The following is a 14,425-nucleotide window of genomic DNA, read 5'->3' on the forward strand; positions in this document are numbered from 1 at the left end:
AGAAATATGGGTTCCTCGTCCCCTCGGACCGGCACGACCGGCACATCCGAAGGGGGCACGGCATGATCGATCTGCTGGAGGACACCTGGGCCCGTGAGGTCCCGCACGACCAGTTCGCACTGCTGCGCCGCGAGGACCCCGTCCACTGGCACGAACTGCCCGTGGGTGAGGGCTTCTTCGCGGTCACCCGGCACGCGGACATCGTCGCCGCGAGCCGGGACCCCGAACTGTGGTCGGTGGAGAAGGGCTCCTTCTTCATCCGCGACCAGACGCCGGAGGCCCTCGACTCCCTCGCGCTCACGCTCCTCGGCATGGACCCGCCCCGGCACAGCCGCTTCCGCGCCCTGGTCAACGCGGGCTTCGCGCCCCGCATGATCCGCAAGCTGGCCGAGGACATCGAGCGGCGCGCGGCCGTGCTCGCCGACCGCGTCGAGCCCGGCGCCGAGACCGAGTTCGTGGAGCAGGTCGCGGCCCGGCTCCCGCTGCAGATCATCTGCGAGATGATGGGCATCCCCGCCGAGGACGAGGACCGGATCTTCGAGTGGTCCAACCGCATGGTCGGCCTGCAGGATCCCGACTTCCGCAACACGGAGGAGGACGGGCAGGTCGCCGCCGCGGAGATCTACGCGTACTGCGACCGGTTGGCCGCGGACCGCCTCGCCGAGCCGCGCGACGACATCACCAGCGCCCTGGTGCACGGCGAGGTCGACGGCGACCGGCTCACCGCCCACGAGATCAACATGTTCTTCGTGACCCTGTGCGTCGCGGGCAACGAGACCACCCGCAACCTCCTCGCGGGCACCATGCTCACCCTCACCCAACTCCCCGAGCTGCACGCCGACTTGGTGGCCCACATCGACGACGACGCGCTGTGGACGTCGGCCACCGAGGAGTTCCTGCGCTGGAACGGGTCCATCCACAACTTCCGGCGCACCGCCACCCGCGACACCGAGATCCGGGGCGTGCCCGTCAAGGCCGGGCAGAAGGCCGTCCTCTTCTACACCTCCGCCAACCGCGACGAGGACGTCTTCGCCGACCCGTTCACCTTCGACCCGCGCCGCACGCCGAACGACCACCTCACGTTCGGCGGCGGCGGGCCGCACTTCTGCCTGGGCGCGGGCCTGGCCCGCGCCCAGATCAAGTCCCTCACCCGAGCGCTGCTGCGCCGCTTCGCCCACGTCGAGGCGGTGGGTGAGCACCGCAGGATGCGCTCGGACTTCATCAACGGGATCAAGTACCTTCCGGTGCGCTTCAGTTGACCCGTTCCGTAGGGGTCAGTCGAGGGACACCGCGGATCCGGAGACCCGGACCCGCGGGTCCCCGGCGCGCAGCGTCACCGTCAGCACGCCGGGGCGGCCCAGGTCGTCGCCCTGGTGCAGGGTGAGCACCGACTCCTCGCCCACCAGGCCGAGTTCGCGCGCGTACGCCCCGAACGCGGCGGCCGCGGCACCCGTCGCCGGGTCCTCGACGACGCCGCCCACCGGGAAGGGGTCACGCACGTCGAACGTGAACTCACCGGTGCGGTACACGAGTTGGATGGTCGTCAGGTCGAGCCGGTGCATCAGTGCGGCGAGCCGGTCGAAGTCGTACGCGAGGTCGGCGAGCCGTTCGCGGGTTGCCGCGGCCAGGACGAGGTGGTCGTTCCCGGCGAAGGCGATCCGCGGCGGCAGGGCCGGGTCCAGGTCGGCGGCAGGCCAGTCCAGCGCGGCGAGCGCCTCGGCGAGGTCGCTCTCCCGGACGTCCTTCACGTGCGGGGCGACGCTCGTCAGGGTCGCCCGGAGCGCCCCGTCGGCGTGGTCCACGGTGACGGGGACCTCGCCGGCCGGGGTGTGGAAGAGGTAGTCGCCGGTGCCGTGGCGCTCCGCGAGGGCCACGGCCGTCGCCACGGTGGCGTGCCCGCAGAAGCTGACTTCGGCCTTGGGGCTGAAGAAGCGCAGGGTGTAGACCCGTTCGCCTTGGTCGCCTCCGGCGGGGGGCGGGGTCAGGAACGCGGACTCGCTGTATCCCAGATCAGCGGCGATCTTCAGCATGTCGCCGTCGCTCAGCGCGGAGGCGTCGAGCACGATCCCGGCGGGGTTGCCACCGTCGGGGCGGGTCGTGAAGGCGGTGTAGCGGAGCACGTCGGTTGTCATGCTGGGCATTCTCGCCGTAGCTCCGAGCGGCTTGTTGTCGGGTGCGGCGCCGTCGTGGTTGCTCGCGCAGTTCCCCGCGCCCCTGAAGGCATGCGCTGCGCGCAGCCTTCCCCGATGAGGTGCCGCGGGGCGCGAGAAGCCCCACCGGCCCGCACCCGGCGACGAGGCCCAGCGATCAACCCCGCCCCACATACGGCATGTTCGTGGCAAGCACCGTCGCGAACTGCACGTTCGCCTCCAGCGGGAGTTCCGCCATGTGCCGCACCGTGCGGGCCACGTCCGCCACGTCCATCACGGGTTCCGCGGCGAGCGACCCGTTGGCCTGGAGGATGCCGGACTGCATGCGCTCGGTCATGTCGGTCGCCGCGTTGCCGATGTCGATCTGGCCGCAGGCGATCCGGTACGGGCGGCCGTCCAGGGACAGGGACTTGGTCAGGCCCGTCAGGGCGTGCTTCGTCGCCGTGTACGCGATCGAGTGCGGGCGCGGCGTGTGCGCCGAGACGGAGCCGTTGTTGATGATCCGGCCGCCCTGCGGGTCCTGCTCCTTCATCTGCCGGAACGCCGCCTGCGCACACAGGAACGCCCCGTTGAGGTTCGTGTCGACGACGTGCCGCCACGCGTCGTAGGCGAGGTCCTCCACCGCCACGCCGCCGGGACCGAACGTCCCCGCGTTGTTGAAGAGCAGATCGAGCCGCCCGAACCGCTCGCGCGCGGCAGCGAAGAGCGCCGCCACGGCCTCCGGGTCCGACACGTCCGCGCGGACCGCCAGGGAGTCGGCCCCCGGCGCGAGCGCGGCCGTCTCCTCGAGCGTCTCGGTGCGGCGGCCCGCGAGCGCCACCCGCCAGCCGGCGCGCAGCAGCTCCAGGGCGACGGCCCGGCCGATGCCGGAGCCCGCGCCGGTGACCACGGCGGTTCTCGTCTCTTCGGTGTGCGATGCGTCGTGCGATGCGTCCATGGGGCCGCAGCGTACGGGGGCCGGGGCACCCGGAGATCATCGATCCGCCATGTGGCTGTTGTGTACGCGACAGTCGGTCGTCGTCCCGGACCACTCGAATTCCCCTGACACCGAGCGACATCAGCCGTCAGGGGAGGGGCTCCATGTCACCCGTACCGCGCACGCCGCACCAGCACGCACCCGAACTCCGCGCCGCCGCCCAGCACTTGGGCCGCCGCCGGTTCCTCACCGTCACCGGCGCCGCCGCCGCGCTCGCCTTCGCGGTGAACCTGCCCGCGGCGGGCAGCGCGGCCGCCGCCGAGTTCGACGCCCGCAAGATCACCAGCGATCCGTTCACCCTCGGCGTCGCCTCCGGTGACCCGCTGCCCGACTCCGTGCTGCTGTGGACGCGGCTCGCCCCGAAGCCGTACGAGACGGGCGGCGGCCTGCCCGCCCAGCGCGTCGACGTGCGCTGGGAGCTCGCCCTCGACGAGCGCTTCCGCCACATCGCCAGACGCGGCACCGCCACCGCGCACCCCGAGTTCAACCACTCCGTGCACGTCGAGGTCGAACACCTCGCCCCCGGCCGCGTCTACTACTACCGCTTCCGCGTGGGCAGTTGGGTCAGCGAGACGGGCCGTACGCGCACCGCGCCCCCGGCGTCGTCCCGCCACGTCCCCGCCCTCACCCTCGCCGCGGTGTCCTGCCAGGCGTACCACGACGGCTACTTCACCGCGTACAAGCACCTCGCCGAGGACGACGTCGACGTCGTCTTCCACCTCGGCGACTACCTCTACGAGTACCCGGTCGACGCCGCCGGCGGCGCCCGCAAGTACACCGACCGCGTCCTGCCGGCGCACTACAACAGCGAGACCGTGACGCTGGAGCAGTACCGGCTGCGGTACGCGCTCTACAAGTCCGACCCCGACCTGCGGGCCGCGCATGCCGCGCACCCCTTCGTCGTCACCTGGGACGACCACGAGACCGAGAACAACTACGCGGGCGACGTCTCCGAGGACGAGGTCCCGCCCGCCGAGTTCCTGCTGCGCCGCGCCTCCGCGTACCGCGCGTACTGGGAGAACCAGCCGCTGCGCCGCCCCCAGCTGCCGACCGGCCCCGACGCCCAGCTCTACCGGCGCCTGGGCTGGGGCCGCCTCGCCCAGTTCGACATCCTCGACACCCGCCAGTACCGCTCCAACCAGGCGTACGGCGACGGCTCGCACATCCCCGGGCCCGAGTCGGACGACCCGGCGCGCACCATCACCGGCGCGACGCAGGAGCGCTGGCTCATCGACGGCTGGCGGCGCTCGCACGCCCTGTGGAACGTCGTCCCCCAGCAAGTCACCTTCTCCCAGCGGAAGTTGGACCTCAACCCGCAGGCGAAGGTCTCCATGGACTCCTGGGACGGCTACCGCGCCTCCCGCGACCGCGTCCTCGCCGGGGCCAAGGCCGCGCGCGTCGAGAACCTGATGGTCCTCACCGGTGACGTGCACGTCGGGTACGCCTTCGACATCAAGGACAATTTCGACGACCCGGCGTCGCGCACGCTCGGCACGGAGATCGTCGCGACGTCCATCGCCTCCGGCAAGGACGGTGCCGAGCGCCCCGCGAACTGGGCCACGTTCACCCAGGCCAATCCGCACCTGAAGTTCTACAACGGGCGCCGGGGCTATGTGACCGTGAACCTGGGCGAGGAGTCGGCCCGCGCCGACTACAAGACGGTCCCGGCGGTGACGGTCCCCGGGGCGCCGATCAGCACGGCCGCGTCGTTCGTCACCGAGGTGGGTGACCCAGGCCTGCGTCCGGCGTGACGGGACCGCCTGACCGTCTGCCGGGTGTGCGTTCGTCGGCGGCCGCGGGCCGGTGGTCCTGCTGCGCGCAGTTCCCCGCGCCCCTGAAGCAGCGGCTTCGCCGCTGCTTCAGGGGCGCGGGGAACTGCGCGACCAGCCACGACGAGACCTGCACCCGCCAACCGAACAGGCACCCGGCAGACGAGACCGCGTCACCGCTCCCCCGGGTACCGCACCCCCACGGCCGCCCGCACCGAATCCAGGGTCCGCATCACACCCAGGGACCCTTCGAGCGGCACAAGCGGCGACTCCGTGTCCCCGGCCCGAAGCCGCGTCATCACCTCGAGCGCCTCGTGCCGCAGCGAGTCCCGCGGCCCGTGATCCGGACCCGCCACGAACTCCTCGGGGTCCCGCCCGTCCCGGTGCAGCACGAACCGGTCGGGGTAGAAGAACCCGTCCGGCACATCGATCCGCCCGGCGGAACCGGTGACCGAAGCCGTGACGCCCGTACCGGCGTTGATCGCACAGTGAAGCACCGCGTGAGCACCGCTCTCCCAAGAGAGCAGCATTCCCGTCTGGAGATCAACGCCCTCTTCCGAGAGCGCCGCTCTCGCCGACACCCCCGACGGCTCCCCGAGCAGCAGATGCGCGAACGACACCGGGTACACCCCGAGGTCGAGCAGCGCACCCCCGCCCTGCGCCGGATCCCGCAGCCGGTGCGAGGGCGGGAAAGGACCGGCGAGACCGAAGTCGGCCTGCACCGTGCGCACTTCACCGATCGCCCCGTCGTCGACGAGCCCCTTCAGGCGCCGGATCAGCGGGTTGCAGTACATCCACATCGCTTCCATCAGGAAGAGACCCTGCGCCCGCGCCAGCGAGACCAGCTCCACCGCCTCCCGCGCGTTCAGGGCGAACGCCTTCTCGCACAGCACCGCACGCCCCGCCTCCAGACAGAGCCCGGCCGCCTCCCGGTGCGCGGAGTGCGGCGTGGCCACGTACACCACGTCGACGTCCTCGTCCGCGGCCAGCGACGCCCAGTCGCCGTACGCCCGCCCGATCCCGAACCGCTCCGCGAACGTCTTCGCCGACGCCTCGGTCCGCGACGCCACCGCCACCACCTCGGCGTCCGGCAGATCCAGCAGATCCGCCGTGAACGACGCGGCGATCCCACCCGTCGCGAGAATTCCCCACCGCACACGTTCCCCGACCATGCCCACCCGCTCCACACGTTGGTCTCTACCCGTCCACTGAGCTGAGAGCATAGGTAATCGCACGTACGACCGGGAGAGACGAAAGGGAACGGGGAGCAACGGGATGGCGGAGAGCGGAAGCAGAGCCCCGAAGGCGACGGCGACGGCGAGCACGGCCGCGCCGGACCTCGACGGGAGCGCCCCAACGCCCGCACCCCGCGCAGCGGTTCGCACCGGCTTCCTCGTCACCCTGGTCCTCGGTGGCCTGACCGCCGTACCGCCGCTGTCGATGGACATGTACCTCCCGGCCCTGCCCGAGGTCACCGGCGCCCTCGGCACCTCCGCCGCCACCGCCCAGCTCACGCTCACCGCGTGTCTGACCGGCATGGCGCTCGGCCAGCTCGTGGTCGGCCCGATGAGCGACAAGTGGGGGCGCCGCAGGCCGCTGCTCATCGGCCTGCTCGTGTACATCGCCGCCACCGCGATCTGCGCCTTCGCGCCGAACGCGGCCCTGCTCATCGCCTTCCGCCTGCTGCAGGGCCTCGCGGGCGCGGCCGGCATCGTCATCGCCCGCGCCGTGGTCCGCGACCTCTACGACGGCGTCGCCATGGCCCGCTTCTTCTCCACCCTGATGCTGATCTCCGGCGTCGCCCCGATCGTCGCGCCCCTCATCGGCGGCCAGGTCCTGCGCATCACCGACTGGCGCGGCGTCTTCGTCGTGCTCACGGTCATCGGCGTGGCACTGACCACCCTGGTGTGGAGGTTCCTGCCGGAGACCCTCGCCCCCGACGACCGGCACGGCGGCGGCACCCTCGCGGCGCTGTGCACCATGCGCGGCCTGCTCGCCGACCGCGTCTTCACCGGGTACATGATCGCGGGCGGCTTCGCCTTCGCCGCGCTGTTCGCGTACATCAGCGCCAGCCCGTTCGTCATCCAGGAGATCTACGGGGCCTCGCCCCAGACCTTCAGCCTGCTCTTCGGCCTGAACTCCATCGGCCTGATCGCCGTCGGCCAGCTCAACGGCAAGGTCCTCGTCGGCCGCGTCAGCCTCGACAAGGTCCTCGGCGTCGGCCTGGGCCTGATCGTGCTCGCCGCCACCTTCCTGCTGTTCGTCGCGACGGGCGTGTTCGGCGACCCGGACGAGCTCGGCCTGGTGCCCGTCGCCGCGGGACTCTTCGTCCTCATGGCGTCGATGGGCCTCGCCACCCCGAACACCAACGCCCTCGCCCTGCTGCGCACCCGGCACGCCGCGGGTTCCGCGTCCGCGCTGCTCGGCACCTCGTCGTTCCTGATCGGCGCGGTCGCCTCGCCGCTCGTCGGCATCGCGGGCGAGCGCACGGCCGTGCCGATGGCCCTGGTCCAGCTGGGCTGCGGTCTGGCGGCGGCCGTCGCGTTCGTGGCACTGTGCCGCCCGTGGCAGCACACGGCCGCGGTCGCGGGGGAGGTGACGGAGCGCTGAGTTCGCCACGACTGCGGCACGGCACGCCCGAGCGGGCGGGCCTCGACGCCGAGCAGATCGCGGGGCTCGTCCGCGACGTACGGACCCTCGCCCAGGGCTCCCGCCCCTGGTGCGCGGGCGCCGTGCTGCTCGCCGGGCGCGGCCCGGTGATCGCTGCCGAGACGGCGACCGGCTGGGCGGTGCGCTGTGCCGCGTACGACGAGAAGACCGACCGGGGCGTCGACCTCCCGAAGGAGGCCCGCGTCCGCATGACGACGGACACCCCCTTCGACCTCGCCTCCGTCACCAAGCTCTTCACCTCGATCGCCGCCGTGCAGCAGATCGAGCGCGGCACCCTCGGCATCGACGCGAAGGTCGGCGCGTACATCCCCGAGTTCACGGCCGCGGCCGCGCACGGCATCACCGTCCGCCAACTGCTCACCCACACCTCGGGCCTGCGCCCCGAACTCCCGCTGTACGACGCCAGGGACGCGGCCGCGCGGCTCGCGCTGCTGCGCGCCGAGGCCCCCTCGTCCCCGCCCGGCGACTACCTCTACTCCGACCTGAACATGCTGCTGCTCCAGCACCTCCTGGAGCGCCTCACCGGACGCCCGCTCGACGTCCTGGTCCGCGAGGGCATCACCCGCCCCCTCGGCATGACCGCCACGTCGTACGGGCCGCGCCCGGACGCCGCCGCCACCGAGGACCAGCGCCGCCCCTGGGCCAAGGCCGACCGCGGCATGCTCCGCGGCGAGGTGCACGACGAGAACGCCTGGGCGCTCGGCGGCGTCGCGGGCCACGCCGGCCTGTTCTCCACGGCGTACGACCTGGCGGTGCTCTGCCGCACCCTGCTCAACGGCGGCTCGTACGGCACCGCCCGCATCCTCGGCCCCGACTTCGTCGACCTGATGCTGACGGCACCGGGACTCGGCTTCCGCATCGACCAGCCCTGGTTCATGGGCGACCTAGCGGGCCACGGCGCGGCGGGCCACTGCGGCTTCACGGGCACGTCCCTGGTCCTGGACCCACTCACCGACACGTTCCTCGTCCTCCTGGCCACCACGGTCCACCCGCGCCGCCGCCCCGCAGACAGCGCCCCCCGCGCGGCGGCCGCCACCCGCCTGGCCCGAGCGGTCGTCCCCCTGAGCCCCGGACGCCCCCTGTGACGCACAGGACCTAATATCTCCGGGTGAACGCCCAGCCCTCCGAAGTCCTCCGCTCCGCCCTCGCCGGGCTCCTCGACGGTCTGCCGCCCAGCCAGGCGGCCCGTGCCGTGGACCGGCTCATCGCGAACTACCGGGGCACCACCCCGACCGATGCCCCGATCCTGCGCGACCGGGCGGACGTCGCGGCGTACGCGGCGTACCGGATGCCGGCCACGTTCGAGGCGGTCACCTCGGCGCTCGGCGCGCTCGCGGACGCGGCGCCCGAGTGGGCCCCCGGCGGGCACCTCGACATCGGCGGCGGCACGGGCGCGGCGGTCTGGGCGGCGCACGAGGTGTTCCCCGGCACCCGCCCCACCACGGTCCTCGACTGGTCGGAACCCGCACTGGCCCTGGGGCGCGAACTGGCCGCGGCAGACGCCGAGTTGACCACCTCGGTCGACTGGCGACGCGCCCGCATCGGCACGCACGACCAGCTGCCCGCCACCGACCTGGTCACCATCTCGTACGTCCTGAAGGAGCTGACGGACACCGATCGCGCGACGGTCGTCGACGCGGCGGCCCAGGCGGCCCGCTCGGAACGCGCCGCCGTCGTCGTCATCGAACCCGGCACCCCCGACGGCTACACCCGCATCATCGAGGCCCGCGACCGCCTCGTCGCCGCGGGCTTCCACATCGCCGCCCCCTGCCCGCACAGCGCCCCGTGCCCCATCGCCCCCGGCGCGGACTGGTGCCACTTCTCGGCCCGGGTCGCCCGCTCCTCCCTGCACCGCCAGGTCAAGGGCGGCTCATTGGCGTACGAGGACGAGAAGTTCGCGTACGTGGCAGCGACCCGTTTCCCGCCCGAGCCCCCGTCGGCCCGCATCGTCCGCCGCCCCCAGATCCGCAAGGGCCAGGTGCTGCTCGACCTGTGCGAGGCGGAGGGGGCCCTGACCCGGGTGACGGTGACGAAGAAGCACGGGGAGGCGTACAAGGCCGCCCGTAACGTGAGTTGGGGAGAGGGGTGGACGCCCTAGGGGCGCGGGGAACTGCGCGACCAGCCACAGTCCACCCGCACCCGGCGAACTACACGCACTCCCGAGCTGTCATGCGCGCAGCTCAAGCGTGCAGCACTTCACGCTCCCGCCCCCCTTCAACAACTCCCCGAGATCCATCCCGACCGGCACGAACCCCCGCTCCCGCAGCGGCTCGAACAACCCGAGCGCCGCCTGCGGCAGCAACACGTTCCGCCCGTCCGACACCGCGTTCAGGCCGAAGGCGAGCGCATCGGACTCGTCCACCACCAGCGCGTCGGGGAACATCCGCCGCAGCACCTCCCGGCTCCCCGCCGAGAACGCCCCCGGGTAGTACATGACCTCGTCGCAGGCGTCGTCGAGCACGGCGAGCGCCGTGTCCAGGTGGTAGAAGCGCGGGTCGACGAGGTCGAGCCCGATCACCGGCCGCCCGAAGAACTCCTGCGCCTCCCCGTGCGACAGCGGCGACGCCCGGAACCCGCGTCCCGCGAGCACGTACGACGCGGTGACGGCGAAGTCCCCCTCGCCCTCGTTGACGTGCACGGGCTCATGGACCTCCGCGTACCCCTGCCCGCGGAACCACTCCAGATGGGCGACGGCCTCCAACTCCCGCTCCGGGTAAGCGAATCGGGCACCGAGCACCCGCCCGTCGACCACGGTCGCCCCGTTCGCGGCGAACACCATGTCGGGCAGTCCGGGCCGCGGGTCGAGCACCTCGACGACGTGGCCGAGGGCGCGGTAGCGGTCGCGCAGGTCCTCCCACTGCGCGACGGCGAGAGGGACGTCGACGGGTTTCGCCGGGTCCATCCACGGATTGATCGAGTACGTGACCTTGAAGTGCGCCGGTGGGCACATCAGATAGCGCCGGGGTGTGGCGCGACGTTCCGCAGGAGGCGCAGAACGCGTAGGACGCGGATTACGCAATGAGGGCTCCTCACGACCGCAGGGGCTGTTGTCGCCCATGGTGCGGTCGGAGGAGCCCTCCGGGCTGTGAACCGAACGGGTGGTTCACGCCGACGCGGGATCACGAGGCACTGTCGGTGCCGCGCTTCTCCTGCAACTTGCGCAGCAGCTCCCGCTTCTGCGTCACGGGGTCGACGCCGCCGCCCACCTGGCCGCCGCGGCCACCGCCGCGCAGGTCCTTGCGGGACAGGTTGCTACGGGTTCCGCCGACGCCCAGCATTCCGCCTGCTCCACCTCGGGTCATCTCGTACTCCTTCGCCTGATGAACATCCGGTCGATCTACTTGACGAGACGTATCGTCTCGCCTTGTCGACGCGCTCCACTATGAGCGAGACGGAACGTCTTGTCAACACCCAATGAGACGGGACGTCTCGCCTCGCCCGCTGCTACATTCGAACCATGTCAGCAGCCACGGACAGCCGTCCCCCGAAGAAGACGGCCCCCGACTCCGCCCGGCGCAGCGAGCGCTCCCGCCGCGCGATCTACGACGCAGCCCTCGCCCTCGTCGGCGAGATCGGCTACCCCAGGACCACCATCGAGGGCATCGCCGCCCGTGCCGGTGTCGGCAAGCAGACCATCTACCGCTGGTGGGGGTCGAAGGCCGAGGTGCTGCTCGAGGCCTTCCTCGACCTGGGGGAGCAGGCGGCGCGCGACGCGGGCGGGGAGGACGCGTACGTCATCCCCGACACCGGCGACCTCGCCGCCGACCTCAAGCACGTACTGCGGCTCACCGTCGACCAGCTCAAGGACCCCCGCTACGAAGCCCCGTCCCGTGCGCTGGCCGCCGAGGGCGTGGTCAACGAGGAGGTCGGCAGGATCTTCACCGAGAAGCTCCTCCAGCCGTCGCTCCAGCTCTACGCCGACCGCGTGCGCATCGCCCAGGAGGCCGGACAGGTGCGCCAGGAGATCGACCCGCGCATCGCCCTCGAACTGTGGGTCTCCCCCCTCGCCCAGCGCTGGCTCCAGTTCACCGGCCCGATCTCGTACGAGTACACGGACACGCTGGTCGACTACGCCCTCTACGGCATCGCGCCCCGCTGAGGCGTCCGGGCGAGGAGCCCCGGCGCGTTCGTGATCACGCCGTCGCAGCCGAGCCGCAGCACCCGGTCCCGGTCCGCGGGCGTGTTCACGGTGTGCGCCCACACGCGCGGCACCCCCGACCTGACGGCCCGCACCAGATCGGCGTCGCGCGCCTTGTGGTCCATGTCGAGCACATCGACGTACGAGGCCCAGCGCTCGGGCCGGTCGGTCCTCATCTGCCGTGCGGAGCGCCAGAGTTGGGAGATCAGGCCGAAGTGGTGCGCGCGCCGGGCGACCGCCGGGCGGTTGGAGTTGACCAGGACCGAGCGGGTCAGGCCGCGCGCCCGGATCAGCCGCGCGAGGCCGCGCAGACTGTCCGGGTCCTTGGCCTCCAGCATCAGCACGATCCGGCCGCCGAACCGGTTGAGCACCTCGGCCACGGTCGGCGGCCGCTCCGCCCGCCAGCTGCCCGGCAGTGACGACTCGGGCCGCAGCCGTACGCCCTCCCACCCCTGCCGGTCCTGGTCGCGCACCCGGCCCGTCGAGTAGGTCGTACGGTCCAGGGTCGCGTCGTGCATCACGACGAGCGTGCCGTCGCGCAGCATCCGCGTATCGAAGTCGAGCACCTGCGCGGTGCCGCGCGCGTACGCCGCCGCGAGCCCGGCCATGCTGTTCTCCGGCACCTCGAGGGCGCCGCCGCGATGGGCCGTGTACGTGGTCCGGGGGAGCGCGTCGACGGTGAGCGGCGCGGGGCCCCGCTCCAGCGGGGGCGCGAAGGCCAGGCCGGTCAGACAGAGGGCGCCGGTGACAGCGGCGAGCGGGAGGGCTCGGGCGATGACCATGGCGAACACGGTAGGCGCACAAATACCCGCAAATCAGTCAATGACACCCTGTGGCCCCTCGGGCAGCGGGATGGTGGGACCATGGGGGTCCGGGTTCCTCCGGTACCCGGTGTTCAGCCACTCGACACGACGGCGTTGGTGAGGGGATAGATGGGCGCGGACCACATCGGCGGCAAACGCTCGGGCCTGGGCAGGTTCTCCCGGTGGCTGAAGTCGGCCCGCGGCCCGAAGGGGACCGAGGCGGCCGGCGCCGACCCGGACCGCGAGTCCCTGCTGCTCGCCGCTGCCGCCGCCGGACTGCCCCTCGCGCCCGCCGCCCACCCGGCCGACTACCGATGTTCGTGCAACCGCATCGGCTGCCCGACGCCCGGCCGGCACCCCGTCTCGTTCGCCTGGCAGACCCAGTCCACGACGGACCGCTCCCAGATCGAGCGCTGGGCCAGGCACCAGCCCCAGGCCAACTTCATCACCGCGACCGGCATGGTCCACGACGTCCTGGACGTCCCCCTGGCCGCGGGCGAGGAAGCACTGGAGCGCCTGCTCTCGACGGGCGTGGACGTCGGCCCCGTCGCCGTCTCCGGCGGCGACCGCATGCTCTTCTTCACGGCGACGCGCGGCACGCCCGACGACGAGGACGAGTGGTGGCCCTGCGAGCTGGACTGCCACCCCGAGACGATGGACGAACACCCGGGCCTGCGCTGGCACTGCCGCGGCTCCTACGTCCTGATCCCTCCGGCCCGCCTCCCCGCGGACCGCGAGGTCACCTGGCTCCGCGGCCCCGAGCACCCGCTGCCGGACCCGCTGACGCTCCTGGAATCCCTGACGGACGCCTGCGCCCGCTACGCAGGAGCAGAGCCGGACTTCACGACGGCCTGGCCACACTGAGCCTCGCTCCGGGACGAGAGGCAGCGGGGTCCGGGTGGCAGGGCCCCGCAACGGTCACGAACCCTCGGCCGTAGTGATCCCTTCGACCCGACTCATGATCCGAACCCCGCCGTCGGCAGACCCTGCCGCAGGATCAAGCGCGGCCTGTCCGCCCACGTACCCGTACGTCGCAGACTGCTTCGCATCGCCGCTCATCAGCGCCTTCACGCTCGGACTGATCGCAGGCAGGTCACTCCCGGCGGAGGCGGTCTGCTTCTCGTAGCGCCGGATCGTGAAGAACACCAGCGCCCCGCCGTCCTCGGTGCGCAGCGCGACGGGCGCGTAGTCGCCGGAGGTCAGCGGCTCGTCGATGAACTGCATGGCGAGCCCGGGCCGGGTCGCCTTCTTGCGGTTCGCGCGCCACTGCGAGGTGTAGGGACCGTCGGCGAAGCCGTCGCCGCCGCTCTGCAGATACCCGGTGTACTTGTCGCTGAGATCGCCGGGCTTCATCGCGAGCCCCTTGGCGTCGGCGGCGACGGCCTCGGCGAACCCGTCCGCGTCCTTCTTGATCGCGGGCATCTTGCCCTTGGCGAACAGCGTCAGGTACGACACCGCCCACGGCTCGCTGTCGTCGTTGCGGGTGAAGACCATGACCCAGCGGGAGTTCGCGACCCGGTTGTTGTCGGAGTCGGCGACGAACCAGCGCGGCCAGCCGGCCTTCTTCGGGATCGTGAAGTTCGGGTCGGTGAGCTCGAGCGGCTTGTGGTTCTTGTTGCCGTCCGGGCTGAGCGTGTGGCCCGCCTTCAGCTTGGCCGCGTCGATCGCGCCGAGCGCCCCGGTGACGTAACCGGCGTCGGCGGAGCGGTCGTACGTCTTCTCCGCCTTGTTGTACGCGGACACGAAGGCGTCCAGGGCGCGTGCGGCCTCGGCCTTGTCGGTCGTGGGGACGACCTCGAGCTCGCCGTGCACGGTCACGCAGCCGCTCGCCGTGAGGGACAGCACGACCGCCGCTGCCGCCGTCGCGACCGGCCTGCCGAGCTTCTTCCTGACCTCGCTCATGACGTTGACTTCACCTT

General features: G+C 72.1%; 14 protein-coding genes. 7 read left to right on the top strand and 7 right to left on the bottom strand.

The genetic code is table 11. From position 1 onward, the window contains the following. Window positions 1–62 precede the first annotated feature (62 nt). Complete coding sequence (locus tag ACIBUY_RS20775; RefSeq protein WP_399153293.1) at window positions 63–1,259, top strand: cytochrome P450; 1,197 nt, start codon at window positions 63–65, stop codon at window positions 1,257–1,259. A 15-nt stretch (window positions 1,260–1,274) separates the two neighbouring features. Here ACIBUY_RS20775 and ACIBUY_RS20780 read toward each other — a convergent pair whose 3' ends face one another. Then, complete coding sequence (locus ACIBUY_RS20780; protein ID WP_399153294.1) at window positions 1,275–2,132, bottom strand: PhzF family phenazine biosynthesis protein; 858 nt, start codon at window positions 2,130–2,132, stop codon at window positions 1,275–1,277. 175 nt (window positions 2,133–2,307) lie between these two features. Continuing rightward, window positions 2,308–3,087: an SDR family oxidoreductase gene (locus ACIBUY_RS20785; RefSeq protein WP_365561638.1), complete on the bottom strand. Its 780-nt coding sequence runs from the start codon at window positions 3,085–3,087 to the stop codon at window positions 2,308–2,310. 143 nt (window positions 3,088–3,230) lie between these two features. On the opposite strand from ACIBUY_RS20785, the gene ACIBUY_RS20790 reads away from it, so the two are divergent. Further along, window positions 3,231–4,877 (top strand): alkaline phosphatase D family protein, encoded by a 1,647-nt coding sequence (locus tag ACIBUY_RS20790; RefSeq protein ID WP_399153295.1) that lies wholly within the window; start codon window positions 3,231–3,233, stop codon window positions 4,875–4,877. A 191-nt stretch (window positions 4,878–5,068) separates the two neighbouring features. On the opposite strand, the gene ACIBUY_RS20795 is transcribed toward ACIBUY_RS20790, so the two are convergent. After that, window positions 5,069–6,067: a Gfo/Idh/MocA family oxidoreductase gene (locus ACIBUY_RS20795; protein ID WP_365561643.1), complete on the bottom strand. Its 999-nt coding sequence runs from the start codon at window positions 6,065–6,067 to the stop codon at window positions 5,069–5,071. Window positions 6,068–6,170: 103 nt separating this feature from the next. Here ACIBUY_RS20795 and ACIBUY_RS20800 point away from each other — a divergent pair, with 103 nt between their 5' ends. The 3 genes from ACIBUY_RS20800 to ACIBUY_RS20810 are packed head-to-tail and all read left to right on the top strand — an operon-like array spanning window position 6,171 to window position 9,663. Continuing rightward, window positions 6,171–7,505, top strand: a complete 1,335-nt coding sequence (locus ACIBUY_RS20800) for a multidrug effflux MFS transporter (RefSeq protein WP_399153296.1) — start codon at window positions 6,171–6,173, stop codon at window positions 7,503–7,505. Then, complete coding sequence (locus tag ACIBUY_RS20805; protein ID WP_399153297.1) at window positions 7,451–8,650, top strand: serine hydrolase domain-containing protein; 1,200 nt, start codon at window positions 7,451–7,453, stop codon at window positions 8,648–8,650. The genes ACIBUY_RS20800 and ACIBUY_RS20805 overlap by 55 nt, the downstream gene beginning before the upstream one ends. A 23-nt stretch (window positions 8,651–8,673) precedes the next feature. Then, on the top strand, window positions 8,674–9,663 hold the full coding sequence (locus tag ACIBUY_RS20810) for a small ribosomal subunit Rsm22 family protein (RefSeq protein ID WP_399153298.1): 990 nt from the start codon (window positions 8,674–8,676) through the stop codon (window positions 9,661–9,663). 69 nt (window positions 9,664–9,732) lie between these two features. Here the strand turns inward: ACIBUY_RS20810 and ddaH are convergent, their stop codons facing one another. Together ddaH and ACIBUY_RS20820 are read right to left on the bottom strand one after the other, a co-directional pair. Next, entirely contained in the window at window positions 9,733–10,623 is an 891-nt protein-coding gene (gene ddaH, locus ACIBUY_RS20815; RefSeq protein WP_365561653.1) for a dimethylargininase, read from the bottom strand. 61 nt (window positions 10,624–10,684) lie between these two features. Further along, complete coding sequence (locus tag ACIBUY_RS20820; protein ID WP_399153299.1) at window positions 10,685–10,867, bottom strand: DUF6243 family protein; 183 nt, start codon at window positions 10,865–10,867, stop codon at window positions 10,685–10,687. 155 nt (window positions 10,868–11,022) lie between these two features. Between ACIBUY_RS20820 and ACIBUY_RS20825 the strand changes: the two genes are divergently transcribed. After that, window positions 11,023–11,664, top strand: a complete 642-nt coding sequence (locus ACIBUY_RS20825; RefSeq protein WP_365561658.1) for a TetR/AcrR family transcriptional regulator — start codon at window positions 11,023–11,025, stop codon at window positions 11,662–11,664. Here the strand turns inward: ACIBUY_RS20825 and ACIBUY_RS20830 are convergent. After that, entirely contained in the window at window positions 11,643–12,485 is an 843-nt protein-coding gene (locus ACIBUY_RS20830; protein ID WP_399153300.1) for a glycerophosphodiester phosphodiesterase, read from the bottom strand. The two genes, ACIBUY_RS20825 and ACIBUY_RS20830, sit on opposite strands and share 22 nt — an antisense overlap. Before the next feature lie 150 nt (window positions 12,486–12,635). Here ACIBUY_RS20830 and ACIBUY_RS20835 point away from each other — a divergent pair, with 150 nt between their 5' ends. Beyond that, window positions 12,636–13,370 (top strand): bifunctional DNA primase/polymerase, encoded by a 735-nt coding sequence (locus ACIBUY_RS20835; protein WP_399153301.1) that lies wholly within the window; start codon window positions 12,636–12,638, stop codon window positions 13,368–13,370. Window positions 13,371–13,424: 54 nt separating this feature from the next. Here the strand turns inward: ACIBUY_RS20835 and ACIBUY_RS20840 are convergent, their stop codons facing one another. After that, window positions 13,425–14,408 carry a hypothetical protein gene (locus tag ACIBUY_RS20840; RefSeq protein ID WP_399153302.1) on the bottom strand — a complete coding sequence of 328 codons (984 nt, stop codon included), beginning with the start codon at window positions 14,406–14,408 and terminating at the stop codon, window positions 13,425–13,427. Between the last annotated feature and the right edge of the window lie 17 nt (window positions 14,409–14,425).

The sequence above is a fragment of the Streptomyces sp. NPDC050085 genome (assembly GCF_044460595.1).
Taxonomy (GTDB): Bacteria; Actinomycetota; Actinomycetes; order Streptomycetales; family Streptomycetaceae; genus Streptomyces.

Coding starts and splice junctions, on each gene's coding strand:
- ACIBUY_RS20775 (WP_399153293.1), top strand. CDS start 63: ATGATCGATCTGCTGGAGGACACCTGGGCCCGTGAGGTCCCGCACGAC.
- ACIBUY_RS20780 (WP_399153294.1), bottom strand. CDS start 2,132: ATGACAACCGACGTGCTCCGCTACACCGCCTTCACGACCCGCCCCGAC.
- ACIBUY_RS20785 (WP_365561638.1), bottom strand. CDS start 3,087: ATGGACGCATCGCACGACGCATCGCACACCGAAGAGACGAGAACCGCC.
- ACIBUY_RS20790 (WP_399153295.1), top strand. CDS start 3,231: ATGTCACCCGTACCGCGCACGCCGCACCAGCACGCACCCGAACTCCGC.
- ACIBUY_RS20795 (WP_365561643.1), bottom strand. CDS start 6,067: ATGGTCGGGGAACGTGTGCGGTGGGGAATTCTCGCGACGGGTGGGATC.
- ACIBUY_RS20800 (WP_399153296.1), top strand. CDS start 6,171: ATGGCGGAGAGCGGAAGCAGAGCCCCGAAGGCGACGGCGACGGCGAGC.
- ddaH (WP_365561653.1), bottom strand. CDS start 10,623: ATGGGCGACAACAGCCCCTGCGGTCGTGAGGAGCCCTCATTGCGTAAT.
- ACIBUY_RS20820 (WP_399153299.1), bottom strand. CDS start 10,867: ATGACCCGAGGTGGAGCAGGCGGAATGCTGGGCGTCGGCGGAACCCGT.
- ACIBUY_RS20825 (WP_365561658.1), top strand. CDS start 11,023: ATGTCAGCAGCCACGGACAGCCGTCCCCCGAAGAAGACGGCCCCCGAC.
- ACIBUY_RS20830 (WP_399153300.1), bottom strand. CDS start 12,485: ATGGTCATCGCCCGAGCCCTCCCGCTCGCCGCTGTCACCGGCGCCCTC.
- ACIBUY_RS20835 (WP_399153301.1), top strand. CDS start 12,636: ATGGGCGCGGACCACATCGGCGGCAAACGCTCGGGCCTGGGCAGGTTC.
- ACIBUY_RS20840 (WP_399153302.1), bottom strand. CDS start 14,408: ATGAGCGAGGTCAGGAAGAAGCTCGGCAGGCCGGTCGCGACGGCGGCA.